A 14,901-nucleotide genomic window follows, 5' to 3' on the forward strand; every position below is an offset into this window, starting at 1 on the left:
ACTTACTTTCGAATGAAAAATAGGTTTGCACCTTAGTGCATTAACACAAAAATTTATGCAAACAACTGCAAAAGCATCACTTCCAAACGCCTTACTTATTTCTATTAGCACACCACAGTTTAAAGGAGACGAAGCTACAGAGTCGCTTGCAGAACTTGCGCGCTTGGTGACTACTTTAGGGTTTAAAGTAGTAGGTACTCAATCGCAAAAGCAAAGTTCTACCCAAAAGGTTAATGTACTTGGCTCAGGCAAACTAGCAGAAATAGCGCACCTTACTGGTAATAAAGGGTCTGCTGCAGAAGAGCAAGAGGATGAAAATGTTCTTGATGACGATCCATTATCCGACATGCCGTCAGAAATCCCATCAGACGATTTAGATTTTGCTTGTGCCGATGTTGTAGTTTTTGACTGCGATTTAACGCCTTCTCAACTACGTAATGTTGAGAACCAGTTAGGTGTAGAAGTATTTGACCGTACCGGCATAATCATTGAAATATTTAGCCGCCATGCGCGAACTAAAACAGCAAAATTACAAGTTGAAATTGCTCGTCTTAATTATGTAGCGCCTCGACTTCGTGAAACATCAACCGGTGATAAAGAACGCCAAATGGGTAAAGGTGCGGGTGAAACCACACTTGAGCTAAATCGCCGTAAAGTACGTGACCAGTTAGCAGAATTAAAACGCGAACTTGTTAGTGTTCAAGATGTAATGATGGACAGAAGAACGCAACGCTCTGAGCTATTTTCAGTGGCTTTAATTGGTTATACCAATGCGGGCAAGTCATCAATGATGCGTGCTATTACAGGCAGTGATGTAGAGGGCGAAAATAAGCTTTTTGCTACGCTAGATACTACAGTTCGTGCGTTATACCCCATTACACAGCCTCGTATACTCGTATCGGATACTGTTGGTTTTATTAAAAAATTACCTCACGACCTGGTTGCTTCGTTTCACTCAACGCTCGCTGAGGCACATGATGCGTCGTTATTGTTGTATGTTGTAGATGCTTCAGATCCTTCTTTTCGCTCACAACTTGAAGTAGTACATAAAGTACTGGCAGAAGTAGGGGTGGAAGGCAGCAAAAAATTATTAGTACTGAATAAGTCAGACCAATTAAGTACTGAGCAGCAGCAGTCGCTAATGGATGAATTTCCTGATGCGATGATGACCTCTACGCGTAATCCAGATGATATTAGTAAATTGCACAAATACATTATTGGCATTGCTCAAGAGGACATGATTGAAGAAGAGATTGTTATACCGTACACAGCCAAAGGTATCGTGGGCGAAATCCGATCGAGTATGAGTGTTGTTAAAGAAGAATATGAATACAGCCACATTAAATTAACAGTGCGCTCGAGTGCGATTGATTTAGAACGTTTAAAAAAGAGAATGCTGAATTTATAATCAATTCAGTATAAAAAAAGCACAGCCAATTGGCTGTGCTTTTTAATCGTTACTTGAGGTAGATTTATTATTCAGAGTTCAGATTTTTTGTAGAGAAAAATTAGGAGAAGGCTTTGTCGCTTAGCTCTTCTTGCATTTGCTCACGCATTTTAAATTTTTGCAGTTTACCTGTTACTGTCATTGGATAGTTTTCTACAAAACGGATATGTCGTGGCATTTTAAAATAGGCTAGTTTGTCTTTTAAAAACTCACGAATTGCTTGCTCATCAAGCACAGCGTCTTCTTTTGGTTGGATCCAAGCGCACACTTCCTCGCCATACCTTTCATCTGTTATACCAAATATGGCAGCATCTTGAATGCCCGGGTAGGTGTAAAGCACTTCTTCTATTTCGCGCGGGTAAATGTTTTCGCCGCCACGAATAATCATATCTTTAATACGGCCAACAATAGTGACAAACCCTTCTGTATCCATGACACCTAAATCGCCAGAGTGTAGCCAACCGTTGTCATCTATTGTGGCTTTTGTTTTAGCATCGTCATTCCAATAGCAGCGCATTATACCTGCACCTTTACTACACACTTCGCCAGGTTGACCAATTTGTTGAATGTTACCCAACTCGTCAATAATTTTAACCTCGGTATGGGCAAGTGCGCGGCCAACCGTCGTTACTTGCCGCTCTATTGAAGAGTCTGTTTCGGTAATGTTGTTTATGGGGCTGCACTCAGTTTGCCCGTAAGCAATCAGTACTTGATGCATGTTCATTTGTGTTTGTACTTTGCGCATTACTTGCTCTGGGCATGTAGAGCCTGCCATTACACCCGTGCGTAAAGTACTTAAGTCATAATCGTTAAAATTACTTAGCTCAAGCTCACTAATAAACATGGTAGGTACACCGTGCAGCGCTGTACATCCTTCTTGTTGAACTACATCTAGTGTGGTTTTTGCATCAAACGAATCGCCTGGATAAATGGCTGCTGCACCTTTACTAACACACAACAAGCTACCCAATACCATTGCAAAGCAATGATATAACGGGATGGGGATACATAACTTGTCATCGCTCGTAAAGTGCATAGATTCGGCGACGAATAGCGCATTATTTAAAATGTTTTTATGAGTGAGCGTTGCGCCTTTTGGGTTACCTGTTGTGCCTGATGTAAATTGTATATTGATGTCTTGCTCAGCATTTAAGTTTGCACCTATTGCTTTTAATTCAAGCTCATGTGCTGATGTTGGCAAGTTAATAACATCATTAAAAGAGTACATACCAGGAGATGCTTCATCGCCAATGCGGATTATATTTTTAAGAGTGGGCAGTGCTTTTAAATTAAGTGTGTCTTTATCGCAAGTTGCAAGTTCTGGAGCCAAACCATTGAGCATTTCTAAATAATCACTGCCTTTAAAGTTTGATGCTGTGATTAGAGTAGAGCATTCAACACTATTTAAGGCGTATTGTAATTCGTTAGGGCGATATGCAGGGTTGATGCAAACCATTATTGCGCCAATTTTTGCGGTTGCAAATTGGGTTAAGCACCACTCAATATTATTAGGAGACCAAATACCAACACGCTCGCCTGGTTTCACGCCAAGTGCCAGCAACCCCATAGCAAGTTGATTAACTTCTTTTTGAAATTCTTTATACGTTAAGCGAATACCCTGGTGATGAACTACAACAGCTAACGCCTCTGGATTTTTGTCGACAATAAAGTCAAAGTACTCCCCGATAGTCGAATTTGTTAAAGGTGTGCTTTGTATACCTTTAAAATAGCTTTGCGATAACGGTAAGTGATTTATTTGTTCTACTTCTTTTACCGCAATAGTGTGTGTGTGCATTGCTCTCTCCATGAAAATGTGTGTGAGTTATGTAAACTACAAAGTTAAAATAAACACATATTGTCGACAAAGAGAAGTGCAGTTAGACTAATGTATAATTAGATTAATAAAATCTAATTATGTTTTTTAGATACAAAAAAACGCGTCTTACACTGATAAGTACGCGTTTTTAAACGAGCAATAACTTTACATTTCGTCGCTGCGGTATGTTTTTTTCATTATGTAAACGTAAGCGTTTACAAATGCATTTTCTTGGTACTTTTTAAGGCCTGTTTCTTCAAAATCAATAGGAATAGGATTACGCTTTACCTGTTCTTTAATTTCAGTTGTGGTAAATAAACGTACATCTAAATTGTCGATTAATTGAATCGCAGTTTCCATTTTGAATCCTTTTGCGCTGCCAGCAAATTTACCTTTAGGCTGACGCTCACGGATTGCAACAGAATCAATTTGGTAATCTTGCATTAGTTTTGCAAAATCGAATTGAAATTTACGCATTACTTCAGTGTCGTTACCGTTACCTAAGGTAAAGCGTGTTTGGCGCACATCGCGAATATCAAATACGTCATTATCTTTACTTAAAATACAAAGTAGTACATCACTACCGGTAATTTCTACACCACATGTTCTCATGTCTATTCTCTAAAATAACTTAATTACGCAGTATTATACGCAACACACATTAAAATGCGAGTGTAGGTATAGTTGTAGGTGCGTAATTAGTGCGTTGATGCTTTTATATTTTAATGAAATTATTTTTTTTGCTCTAAAAGTTACATTTTGTGCTCAAAACGGGTGGATTTCACCCCTTAAAACTTGTAATTAAATGCGCAGCACGCGACAATATATCTTTGTAGTTGAATAGACTCTGCATCTACATTTGTTAGTCAATGCTTATTCGTAAAAGCGTTGTCGAGTCATTCTCATTTAATTTATTAAAAATACACGTGATACATTGTAGGTGTCACCACTGTAGCAAGGATTTATAATGCCAGTTATTACTCTTCCAGACGGAAGTCAACGTAGTTTTGAAAACCCTGTAAGTACGCTTGATGTTGCAAACGATATTGGCCCTGGTTTAGCTAAAGCGACCATTGCGGGTCGTGTTAATGGCGACCGTGTTGATGCATGTGATTTAATTAGTGAAGACTCTCGTCTTGAGATCATTACCGCTAAAGACGATGACGGCCTTGAAATCATTCGTCACTCTTGTGCTCACTTAATTGGTCATGCAGTTAAGCAACTTTTCCCAGACGCAAAAATGGCAATAGGTCCTACCATTGATAACGGTTTTTACTACGATATCGATATGGAACATTCATTATCACAAGATGATCTTGAAGCAATTGAAAAGCGTATGTTGCAACTTGCAAAAACCAACTACGACGTAGTGAAAAAAACAGTAAGCTGGCAAGAAGCACGCGATACATTTGAAGCGCGTGGCGAAACATACAAAATAGAAATTCTGGACGAAAACATCGCTAAAGATGACCACCCAGGGTTATATCATCACGAAGAATATGTAGACATGTGTCGTGGACCTCACGTTCCTAACATGAAATTTTGCCAAAACTTCAAAATAATGAAAGTTGCGGGTGCATATTGGCGTGGTGATTCAGAAAACAAAATGCTACAACGCATTTACGGCACAGCGTGGGGCGATAAAAAGCAACTTAAAGCGTATTTAAAACGCCTTGAAGAAGCTGAAAAACGCGATCACCGCCGTATTGGTAAAGCGCTTGATTTATGGCATTGGCAAGAAGAGGCGCCAGGTATGGTATTTTGGCACAACGATGGTTGGAGCATTTACCGCGAGCTTGAAGAATTTGTACGTGAAAAATTACGCGAATATGAGTACGAAGAAGTAAAAGGTCCAATGATGATGGACCGTTCACTTTGGGAAAAATCAGGTCACTGGGAAAAATATTCAGAAGCAATGTTTACCACTGAGTCTGAAAAGCGTGAATACGCGATTAAACCAATGAACTGCCCAGGACATGTGCAGATCTTTAACCAGGGTTTAAAATCGTACCGTGATTTACCACTTCGTATGGCTGAATTTGGTTGTTGTCATCGTAATGAACCATCAGGTGCACTACATGGTTTAATGCGTGTACGTGGCTTTACCCAAGATGATGCTCACATTTTCTGTACCGAAGAGCAGATAATGGACGAAGTTTCAGCGTGTATTAAGATGGTTTATGATACATATGAAACATTCGGATTTGAGAAGATTGTAGTTAAGCTATCTACTCGCCCAGAACAACGCATTGGTGAAGACCATATGTGGGATAAAGCAGAGCTTGCTTTAGCCGAAGCACTTAAGCTAAACGATATTGAATTTGATTATCTTCCGGGTGAAGGCGCGTTTTATGGTCCAAAGATTGAATTTACTTTATACGATTGTTTAGACAGAGCGTGGCAGTGTGGTACAGTGCAATTAGACTTTGCATTACCGGGTCGTTTAGGCGCTACTTATGTAGCAGAAAATAACGAACGTCGTACACCTGTAATGATACATCGTGCTATTTTAGGTTCTATTGAACGCTTTATTGGCATTTTAACTGAAGAGTACGCTGGTTTATTCCCGACGTGGCTTGCGCCAAAGCAAGTGGTAATTATGAATATTACCGATAAACAGGCTCCTTATGTTAAAGAAGTTGTACAAAAATTAAATAAACTTGGAATTAGAGCCGCTGCTGACTTGAGAAATGAGAAGATTGGCTTTAAAATCCGTGAGCATACACTGAAGCGTATTCCATACTTGCTTGTTGTTGGCGATAAAGAAGTTGAACAACAAGAAGTAGCAGTGCGTACTCGCACAGGTGAAGACCTAGGCAAATTTAATGTCGATGATTTTGTAGCTAAAATTAGCGAAGAAATTAAAAATCGGCAGTAAAAATCGAGCGTGTAAGGCATTAACAAACAGCCAATTACACGCTTATATTATTGATATTCTTGGAGGAACGTACTATTAGAGGCGGCAAGAAAGGGCAACAAACAGCTCAAAAAAATCGTATTAACGAAGAAATTACAGCGCAAGAAGTTCGTTTAATTGACATTGAAGGCGAACAAGCTGGAATTCAGTCATTACAAGACGCGCAAACTATGGCCGATGCAGCGGGTGTTGATCTTGTTGAGATCAGTCCAAACGCTGAGCCGCCTGTTTGTAGAATCATGGATTACGGTAAGTTCATCTTTGAAAAAAGCAAAGAACTAAAAGAGCAGAAGAAGAAGCAAAAGCAAATCCAGATAAAAGAAATCAAATTCCGTCCTGGTACGGATGAAGGTGATTATCAGGTTAAGCTTCGCAACTTACGTAAGTTCTTAGAAGCTGGCGATAAAGCTAAGATTACTATCCGCTTCCGTGGTCGTGAAATGGCTCACCAAGAAATTGGTATAGAATTATTAAACCGTATCAAAGCCGATTTAGAAGAACTTGCAGTAGTTGAGTCTTTCCCAAATCGTGTTGAAGGTCGCCAAATGGTTATGATGATGGCGCCTGTTGCTAAAAAATAATTTTTAAGCGATAATACGCACCGAAATTAGCTCAGGTCTGCAAGTAATATGCGAATATTCACCTGAGTTAACCGGTATTAAAGTAAGATTGCGGCATTTATGCTGGGTCTTCACCGGAACATGGCAGTAAGTTAGGCCTAAAAGTGGAGCTATAGAAATATATCTCACGCCTGCTTACTAATTTAAAAGCAATACAATTTGGAGTTATTGCAATGGCTTATAAGCTAAAAAGTCACAGTGGCGCTGCTAAGCGTTTCAAAAAGACTGCTTCTGGCGGTTTCAAGCGTAAACAAGCGCATCTTCGTCATATTCTGACTAAGAAAACTTCTAAGCGTAAGTTACACCTACGTCCTAAGATGATGGTTCATAAAAATGACCATGGTCTAGTTTCACGTATGTTACCGTTCGCTTAATAGGGGTTTTTAGAAATGGCAAGAGTTAAACGCGGCGTTGTCGCACGTGCACGTCACAAAAAAGTTTTAAAACAAGCAAAAGGTTACTACGGAGCACGTTCACGTGTTTACCGCGTAGCTTTCCAGGCTGTTACTAAAGCGGGTCAATACGCTTACCGTGACCGTCGTGCGAAGAAACGTACTTTCCGTCAATTATGGATTGCACGTATCAATGCTGCTTCACGTCAAAATGGTCTGTCTTACAGCCGTTTTATCAATGGTCTTAAAAAGACATCTGTAGAAATCGATCGTAAGATCCTTGCAGATATCGCTGTTTATGACCAAGTTGCATTCGCAGCGCTTGTAGAAAAAGCAAAAGAAGGCCTAGCCGCTTAAGCTTTTTCATATAAGTATTAAAAAAGGAGCCTATGGCTCCTTTTTTTGTGCCTGTAATTTAATAACTTACACTTTTTTATAGCTGAGCTAAATTGGCTTTTTCAAATTAATACCCATCTACTTATATGAGCTCTATTTAGCGATAAAAAATTACGTTAGAGCAGGGCGAAATTCACTATTTAGTTGTTCTTGGCAATTGCTCCATCATTACTCACTCTCCTGGATCCATGCAGACGTATATCAGACATTTTTGACGCTGTTAGCGTCAGATGTAATCCCTTAAATTGATTAAGTATTTTTACGAGTTGGTATAAATAGTTATGTAATGAATTACTGTACATTAATAATGTTATATAGCCTTAAAAGACAGGTGTGAATGAGTGAGATGTAGTTGGCTGCATTTTTTTGTTGAATCACCGCAGTTTCCTCATTATAAAAAATTTAGTTGATATAATTTATATAATTAAGGCGTTTGTTAGAGAATTTTATGTTTGCAAGTTTACTATTTTTATCTGCAAGTGTGGCGTATGACGCACACTTACCTCCATTAATTGAGTGGCAGGGGAAAAGCGTAGAGCTTTTACAAAAACAAGGGCCGCTAACTACTGATTTTGAGCTGTCAGCAGGTGAAGCGTCGCCAGATTATGCAAATACAATGGCATTTGTTGATAGGTTAGTTGCTGCAAACCCTACTCAGTTTCAATCTCAAACCATTGGCTATAGTAATAGCAAGCGTGCAATAAAAATGTTGATTGCCAGTGAGCAAGGCTTTTTTGAAGCAAGGCAAATGGCTAATAGCACTAAGCCAACTATTTTTATCCAGGCAGGAATACATTCTGGTGAAATAGACGGTAAAGATGCCATGTTTATGTTACTCAGAGATATAGCGACGGGTAAGCGCCGTGACATTTTAAAAAAGGTAAACATATTATTTATTCCTATTTTAAATGTAGATGGACACGAACGTAGCAGTGCATTCAATCGCATCAATCAACGGGGCCCTACAAAAATGGGCTTTAGAACAAATGCTAATAACCTTAATTTAAATCGTGATTTTACTAAATTAGATACCCCAGAAGTTAGAAGTGTTCTAAAGGTTATTAACGACTACAACCCAAATTTATACATTGATGTACACGTAACCGATGGCGCAGATTACCAATACGATGTGACTTATGGCTACAATCCGGTATTTTCAAGCGAGTCGCCTGCGGTATCTGATGCACTAAACCAGTTTTTTAAACCTCTGATTGACGATACGCTAGCTAAGCAAGGGCACATGCCAGGGCCACTTGTTTTTGTTATGGACAAGCGCGACTTTAAAAAAGGATTAGCGGGATGGGTTGCTACGCCGCGCTTTTCAAATGGTTGGGGTGATTTAAAGTCATTACCGACTATTTTAGTTGAAAATCATTCATTGAAGCCTTACAAGCAACGTGTATTAGGAACTTACGTATTTTTAGATGGTGCTATTACTGCGCTATCAAAGCACAGTCATGAATTAGCTAATGCAGTAAAAAAAGAACAGGAATTTGTTCCTAAACAGTTAATAGTAAAGCGTGGCTATTCCAAGCAAGCTGATACGATTGCGCAGTTTAAAGGTATTGAGTATTCATCAAGCATGAATGCGCTCTCAGGCCAAAATGAAGTGAAGTATTTGGGTAAAGCACATACATATACCGACTTACCTATTTATTGGCAAAAAGATGTACAACATACAGTTGAAGTACCTAAAGCTTTTTTTATTCCGCCTGTATATCGCAATATTATTAAGAAACTAAAGTTACATGGTGTCTCTATTAATAAACTTGAAGGGGCAAACACACAGCCTTTAAAAGTAGCAAAGGTGGCAGACTACACGTTTGATAAAGCACCATTTGAAGGCCGTTTTAGAGTGTCAGCAAGTTTTGATTATGTCCCTGCTATAAATGTAGATTTAGATGGTTGGTATCAAGTCAATACTCAACAAAAAGCAGGTGAGCTTGCTGTGCATTTATTGCATCCTGAAGCACCAGATTCGTTTTTTGCATGGGGGGAATTTAATACTATTTTTCAGCGTACTGAGTATATGGAAAACTATGCACTAATTCCGTTTGCACGCCAAATGCTAAAAGACAATCCAAAGCTAGCGCTTAAGTTTGATGAAAAGCTTAAAGATAAATCGTTCGCAAGCGACGCTGATGCGAGACTAAACTGGTTATATGAGCAAAGTCCATTTTATGATCAAGCGTACTTAAAGTACCCAATATTGATGTCATTTGAAGAAGAAGTTGTTATTCCAGATCAAAAAAGTAAAGAAATCTAATATGCAAATTATAACCATACCCGTCACTGCATTTGCACAAAATAGTCGTATTATTTGGTGTAGTGAAACTAAACAAGCCGTAGTCATAGACCCAGGTGGCGACCCTGATAAAATAGTAGCTGCCCTTAATGAGCATAAACTAGAATTAAGTGCTATTTGGTTAACGCACGGGCATTTAGATCATGTGGGTGGGGCTGATATTTTACGTAATCAATTTAACGTACAAATTATTGGCCCACAAAAAGATGAGTACTTCTGGTTTGAAAACTTACCTATGCAAGCACAAATGTTCGGGTTTAAACCCATTGAGCCTTTTTACCCGGATATTTGGCTAAACCATAACGACACCGTTAGCGTAGGTAAACTTAGCTTTTTAGTGAAGCATTGCCCAGGGCATACACCTGGTCATATTGTGTTTTATCAACAAGACAATGAATGCGTTATTGTAGGTGATGTTATTTTTAAAGGCTCAGTAGGGCGAACTGATTTCCCTAAGGGGAATAGCGAACAACTTATAGAGTCGATTAAGACGCATATTCTAACCTTACCTGATAATACTAAAATATTGGCAGGGCATGGGAGCGACACTACGGTTGGATTTGAAAAACAAACAAATCCTTTTGTGAGTGGTAAGTTTGGTTAAGTTACTTATTTGAAGTTTGGTAAACTGCATAAAAATTAAAAATAAGCAGACTGAGTTTTAAAATGGTTGTATAATTTAACCAGTTTATTTGATAAATAAGAAATAAAATGTCTCTAAATCACGTAGATCGCCAAATATTGGCACTTTTACAACAAGATGCTAGTTTATCAACCGCAGAAATTGCTGATAAAGTAGGCTTGTCTCAATCTCCATGCTGGCGTCGAATTGCCAAGCTAGAGCAAGATGGTTATATAAAAAGCAAAGTGGCTCTTTTAGATGAGAAAAAACTTGGCTTTGATATGCTTGTATATGCACATGTGCGTTTATCAAATCACGGTAAAAAGAACCTTGCTGAATTTGAAAAACTTATAATGAGTTATGATCAAGTAACAGAGTGTTACACCATGGCTGGAACAATGGACTTTATGCTACGCATAATTTCACAAGGCATAGAAGGTTATGAGCACTTTGTACGCGATAATTTACTAAGCTTAGAATATGTACAAGAAGTACATTCTAATGTAACAATGACATGTGTAAAACGTAGTACTTCCCTCCCTTTATAAAAGCACTTCTTTTAAAAGCTAAACCTCTTTTAGTTTAGTTTAACCACATAATGACAATTGTTAACTGAGCGCTAATTTGGTAGAATTTAGCGCTTTTTTGATACCCATTACACCATTTGAGGAACTCAATGTTTAACTTACTCAGTAGGGCGCCTAGCTCTGCTAAAAACGATATTTTATCTGGATTAACTGTGGCGCTAGCCTTAGTTCCAGAAGCTGTTGCGTTTGCCTTTGTTGCAAATGTAGAACCTTTAGTTGGTCTATATGCCGCGTTTATCGTTGGTTTAATTACGGCTATATTTGGTGGCCGCCCTGGTATGATTTCAGGTGCAACCGGTGCACTAGCTGTTGTTATGGTAAGTTTAGTGCTTGATCATGGTGTTGAGTATTTATTTGCGACCGTATTGCTCATGGGCATACTGCAGATACTCGCGGGTGTATTTAAACTCGGTAAGTTTATCCGCATGGTTCCTCATCCGGTAATGCTTGGTTTTGTAAACGGCTTAGCTATTGTTATTTTTCTCGCTCAGTTAGGACAATTTAAAGTGCCTGATGGTATGGGCGGACAAGAATGGATGACGGGTAACCCGTTATATATTATGCTTGGTTTAGTGGCTTTAACGATGGCTATTATTCAGTTTTTACCTAAACTAACAACGGCTGTACCCTCTACATTAGTCGCTATTATTACAGTGACCGCTTTAGTTATTGGTTTGGATTTAGAAGCGCATACTGTAGTTGATTTCTTAAAAGGAATGACAGGCGACGAAGCTGCAACAATTGCAGGCGGTTTACCTCAGTTTCATATTCCTATGGTGCCGTTTACTTTCGAAACGCTACAAATTATTTTTCCTTATGCACTTATTTTAGCGGCTATTGGTTTAATTGAATCATTATTAACGCTTAGCTTAATTGACGAGATTACAGAAACTCGCGGTCATAGTAATAAAGAGTGTATAGGCCAAGGCGCTGCAAATATTACTTGTGGTATGTTTGGTGCTATGGGTGGTTGTGCAATGATTGGTCAATCAATGATCAACATTAACTCAGGTGGTCGTTCTCGCTTATCGGGTATAAGTGCTGCATTGATGTTGCTTGCGTTCATCATATTCGCTTCAAGCTTAATTGAGATGATCCCACTAGCTGCACTTGTTGGTGTTATGTTTATGGTTGTATTAGGTACGTTTGAATGGGCCAGCTTTAAAATGATGAAGCGTGTGCCTCTATCAGACGCTTTCGTAATAGTACTTGTATCGGGTGTGACTGTTATTACCGATTTAGCGATTGCAGTATGTGTAGGTGTTATTGTATCTGCATTAGTATTTGCTTGGCAGCATGCTAAGCACATATACACAACTAACTATATTGATGAAGAAGGCGCTAAAGTATATGAGTTACATGGCCCGCTTTTCTTTGGTTCAGTTAAAAACTTTGCAGAGTTATTTGATGTTAAAAATGACCCTAAAAATGTAATTGTTGAATTTAAGCATAGCCGCGTATCTGATCACAGTGCAATAGAAGCAATTGACACACTTGCTGATAAGTACACAAAAGCAGGTAAACAACTTCACTTACGTCACTTAAGTAAAGACTGTACGCAGTTGTTGCATAAAGCACGCGATTTGGTTGAAGTGAATGTGATTGAAGATCCAACATACAAAGTAGCATCAGACAAACTAGCTTAATTTACACAAAGCTATTTATATTTAAAAAGCGAAAGGTGAATAACCTTTCGCTTTTTTAGTGTATCTACTATTTGTTTGCGGTAAGACTATTAAAAAGCAAGGTAGGCTGTAGTGCTATGCAAACTCATAAATCTATATAATAAGACTATCTAATTTTATTAAAATTAGCCCTACATAGGTAAAAATAATAAAGAATAACAAGCGCCTATTTTATGGAATTAGTCTTTAACTATACGGAGTAAACATCTATTTTGAACTGGCAATCTTTAGTCGATAACAGACAGCGCTTTTTTTGGCTTTTGCAAATTGCAGGCTGGATTGGTTATGCGTTAGTAAATTATATTGGCTCTAAAGTATTTGAAATGCGTGATATATACGTATTTGTTATTTTATTAAATGCTTACGCTGGTTGCTTAATGACAGTACCGCTTAGGTATATTTACCGTAAAATTTGGAATGCCTCGCCTTGGGTATTAATGATTGTGGTATTTGGTGCCTCTTATGTAACAGGTACTTTATGGGCTGTCGTTCAAAAATTTAATTTGTGGGAAATATACCGCCATGGTTATAGACCAGAGGAGTGGTTTTATTACCTGCAGCAAGGTTTAGATTCGGTTTATATTATTTTATGTTGGAGTGGTCTGTACTTTGGCGTTAAATATTATCAGTTATTACAAAGTGAGCGACAAAAAGCACTAAAAGCCACAACTATGGCACACGAAGCGCAATTAAAAATGCTTAGGTATCAGCTTAACCCCCATTTTTTATTCAATACACTTAACGCTATTTCTACTTTAATTTTGGTTAAAGAAAACAAAGATGCTAACTTAATGGTAGCAAGGTTAAGTGACTTTCTACGTTATACATTAAATACCGATCCAATAAAAAAAGTACCGTTAGAGCAAGAGTTACATGCGCTCATGCTTTACTTAGAAATAGAACGTGTACGTTTTGATGAGCGATTAAAGGTAAATGTAGATATAAGCGAGCAAGCTAAAGAGGCTTTAGTACCGAGCTTAATCTTGCAACCTATTATAGAAAACGCGATTAAATATGCTATTGCTCATCTAACAGAAGGTGGAGTAATTGATATAAAAGCACAGGTATTTGCGAATGAGTTATTACTAGAAGTGGGCGACAACGGCCCAGGTACTGACATACTCGATGGCCAATTAGTTAACGCTCAAGGCGTAGGTGTCGCTAATACCAAAGATAGATTAAAAACGTTGTATGAAAATAATTATTCGTTTGTATTATCACATAATACGCCAAGTGGATTAAAAGTTAATCTGCGAGTACCTTTTGAGAAGGCTGTGAAAAATGACTAAAATAAAAACACTCATTGTTGATGATGAACCGTTAGCACGAAAAGGTTTAGCGGTAAGGCTCGAAGAATACTCTGATATTGAAGTAATTAAATTGTGTAGTTCAGGCGCTGATGCAATTGAAATGTGTCAAAGCGAGAAAATTGATTTGGTTTTTTTAGATATTCAAATGCCAGGTATGAATGGCTTTGAAGTAGCAAGAGCCCTTAGCGAAAGCTCAAAAGCATTACCAGCGATTGTATTTGTAACGGCCTTTGATCAGTTTGCTGTAAAAGCGTTTGAAATTCATGCTCTCGATTACATTTTAAAACCCGTTGATGATAACAGACTAAAACAGGCGGTAGAAAAAGTGCATACCTACTTAAAAACGCAGCAAGACAACGCCCATAAGAAAAAACTAGCGAGTTTTGTAGCCGGTATTACTGGTAACAATTGCGAAGAAATACTTAAAAAATTAGCCACTGGCGATATGCTAACAGACAGACGTTACCCAGAATCGCTTGCTGTAAAAGAGCAGGGTGAAATTATTCGAGTACCAGTAGCGACTATCCAATGGGTTGATGCAGCAGGTGACTATATGTGTTTACACTGTGAAGACGGACAAACGCATATTCTACGTAAAACAATGAAAGAGCTTGAGCAAGAGCTCGACCCTCAGTTATTTGTGCGTGTGCACCGCAGCGCAATAGTAAATACAAAACAAATTAGTAAACTGGTTACACAAGTAAGTGGTGAGTATTTATTAGTACTTGAAAATGGCCAAGAATTAAAAGTGAGCCGTAGCTACCGAGATAAGGTTAAAGCGGCGTTAGCAAGTTAAAGCCAACG

Annotated in this window: 13 protein-coding genes; 11 read left to right on the plus strand and 2 right to left on the minus strand. The window is 38.4% G+C overall.

Features of this window, described 5'->3' with window-relative positions; all coding sequences use genetic code 11:
• Positions 1-55 precede the first annotated feature (55 nt).
• Entirely contained in the window at positions 56-1,408 is a 1,353-nt protein-coding gene (hflX, locus tag I6F54_RS02805) for a GTPase HflX (protein WP_197139588.1), read from the plus strand.
• A gap of 100 nt (positions 1,409-1,508) precedes the next feature.
• On the opposite strand, the gene I6F54_RS02810 is transcribed toward hflX, so the two are convergent.
• Together I6F54_RS02810 and I6F54_RS02815 are read right to left on the minus strand one after the other, a co-directional pair.
• The gene (locus I6F54_RS02810; protein WP_165741330.1) at positions 1,509-3,242 is read right to left on the minus strand and encodes an AMP-binding protein; all 1,734 of its coding nucleotides are present in this window, start codon (positions 3,240-3,242) and stop codon (positions 1,509-1,511) included.
• Positions 3,243-3,428: 186 nt separating this feature from the next.
• Positions 3,429-3,875 carry a DUF3010 family protein gene (locus I6F54_RS02815; protein WP_007582681.1) on the minus strand — a complete coding sequence of 149 codons (447 nt, stop codon included), beginning with the start codon at positions 3,873-3,875 and terminating at the stop codon, positions 3,429-3,431.
• A 355-nt stretch (positions 3,876-4,230) separates the two neighbouring features.
• On the opposite strand from I6F54_RS02815, the gene thrS reads away from it, so the two are divergent.
• The 10 genes from thrS (at position 4,231) to I6F54_RS02865 (ending at position 14,893) form a co-directional block, all read left to right on the plus strand.
• Positions 4,231-6,141 carry a threonine--tRNA ligase gene (thrS, locus tag I6F54_RS02820; protein WP_197139590.1) on the plus strand — a complete coding sequence of 637 codons (1,911 nt, stop codon included), beginning with the start codon at positions 4,231-4,233 and terminating at the stop codon, positions 6,139-6,141.
• 59 nt (positions 6,142-6,200) lie between these two features.
• Positions 6,201-6,761 carry a translation initiation factor IF-3 gene (gene infC / locus I6F54_RS02825; protein ID WP_002960714.1) on the plus strand — a complete coding sequence of 187 codons (561 nt, stop codon included), beginning with the start codon at positions 6,201-6,203 and terminating at the stop codon, positions 6,759-6,761.
• A 212-nt stretch (positions 6,762-6,973) separates the two neighbouring features.
• Positions 6,974-7,174 carry a 50S ribosomal protein L35 gene (gene rpmI / locus I6F54_RS02830; RefSeq protein WP_002960713.1) on the plus strand — a complete coding sequence of 67 codons (201 nt, stop codon included), beginning with the start codon at positions 6,974-6,976 and terminating at the stop codon, positions 7,172-7,174.
• A gap of 15 nt (positions 7,175-7,189) precedes the next feature.
• Positions 7,190-7,549: a 50S ribosomal protein L20 gene (rplT, locus tag I6F54_RS02835; RefSeq protein ID WP_002960711.1), complete on the plus strand. Its 360-nt coding sequence runs from the start codon at positions 7,190-7,192 to the stop codon at positions 7,547-7,549.
• 487 nt (positions 7,550-8,036) lie between these two features.
• Positions 8,037-9,854, plus strand: coding sequence for a M14 family metallopeptidase (locus tag I6F54_RS02840; protein WP_165727445.1), 1,818 nt, complete (start codon positions 8,037-8,039; stop codon positions 9,852-9,854).
• A 1-nt stretch (position 9,855) separates the two neighbouring features.
• Positions 9,856-10,497 (plus strand): MBL fold metallo-hydrolase, encoded by a 642-nt coding sequence (locus I6F54_RS02845; RefSeq protein ID WP_024592375.1) that lies wholly within the window; start codon positions 9,856-9,858, stop codon positions 10,495-10,497.
• A gap of 107 nt (positions 10,498-10,604) precedes the next feature.
• Positions 10,605-11,063 (plus strand): Lrp/AsnC family transcriptional regulator, encoded by a 459-nt coding sequence (locus tag I6F54_RS02850; protein ID WP_007375323.1) that lies wholly within the window; start codon positions 10,605-10,607, stop codon positions 11,061-11,063.
• A 128-nt stretch (positions 11,064-11,191) separates the two neighbouring features.
• The gene (locus tag I6F54_RS02855) at positions 11,192-12,748 is read left to right on the plus strand and encodes a SulP family inorganic anion transporter (protein WP_010554472.1); all 1,557 of its coding nucleotides are present in this window, start codon (positions 11,192-11,194) and stop codon (positions 12,746-12,748) included.
• 251 nt (positions 12,749-12,999) lie between these two features.
• Complete coding sequence (locus I6F54_RS02860) at positions 13,000-14,076, plus strand: sensor histidine kinase (protein ID WP_007582687.1); 1,077 nt, start codon at positions 13,000-13,002, stop codon at positions 14,074-14,076.
• A complete protein-coding gene (locus I6F54_RS02865) occupies positions 14,069-14,893 on the plus strand; it encodes a LytR/AlgR family response regulator transcription factor (protein ID WP_007582688.1) in 825 nt (274 codons plus the stop codon). Before I6F54_RS02860 ends, I6F54_RS02865 begins: the two co-directional genes overlap by 8 nt.
• Positions 14,894-14,901 lie beyond the last annotated feature (8 nt).

The organism is Pseudoalteromonas sp. SWXJZ10B (assembly GCF_015864475.1).
Classification (GTDB): Bacteria; Pseudomonadota; Gammaproteobacteria; order Enterobacterales; family Alteromonadaceae; genus Pseudoalteromonas; species Pseudoalteromonas arctica.

Bases quoted from the DNA above. Each gene is read 5' to 3' on its own strand.
- I6F54_RS02810 (WP_165741330.1), bottom strand. From the start codon at position 3,242: ATGCACACACACACTATTGCGGTAAAAGAAGTAGAACAAATAAATCAC.
- I6F54_RS02865 (WP_007582688.1), top strand. From the start codon at position 14,069: ATGACTAAAATAAAAACACTCATTGTTGATGATGAACCGTTAGCACGA.
- rplT (WP_002960711.1), top strand. From the start codon at position 7,190: ATGGCAAGAGTTAAACGCGGCGTTGTCGCACGTGCACGTCACAAAAAA.
- thrS (WP_197139590.1), top strand. From the start codon at position 4,231: ATGCCAGTTATTACTCTTCCAGACGGAAGTCAACGTAGTTTTGAAAAC.
- I6F54_RS02850 (WP_007375323.1), top strand. From the start codon at position 10,605: ATGTCTCTAAATCACGTAGATCGCCAAATATTGGCACTTTTACAACAA.
- hflX (WP_197139588.1), top strand. From the start codon at position 56: ATGCAAACAACTGCAAAAGCATCACTTCCAAACGCCTTACTTATTTCT.
- I6F54_RS02815 (WP_007582681.1), bottom strand. From the start codon at position 3,875: ATGAGAACATGTGGTGTAGAAATTACCGGTAGTGATGTACTACTTTGT.
- I6F54_RS02855 (WP_010554472.1), top strand. From the start codon at position 11,192: ATGTTTAACTTACTCAGTAGGGCGCCTAGCTCTGCTAAAAACGATATT.
- I6F54_RS02845 (WP_024592375.1), top strand. From the start codon at position 9,856: ATGCAAATTATAACCATACCCGTCACTGCATTTGCACAAAATAGTCGT.
- I6F54_RS02840 (WP_165727445.1), top strand. From the start codon at position 8,037: ATGTTTGCAAGTTTACTATTTTTATCTGCAAGTGTGGCGTATGACGCA.
- rpmI (WP_002960713.1), top strand. From the start codon at position 6,974: ATGGCTTATAAGCTAAAAAGTCACAGTGGCGCTGCTAAGCGTTTCAAA.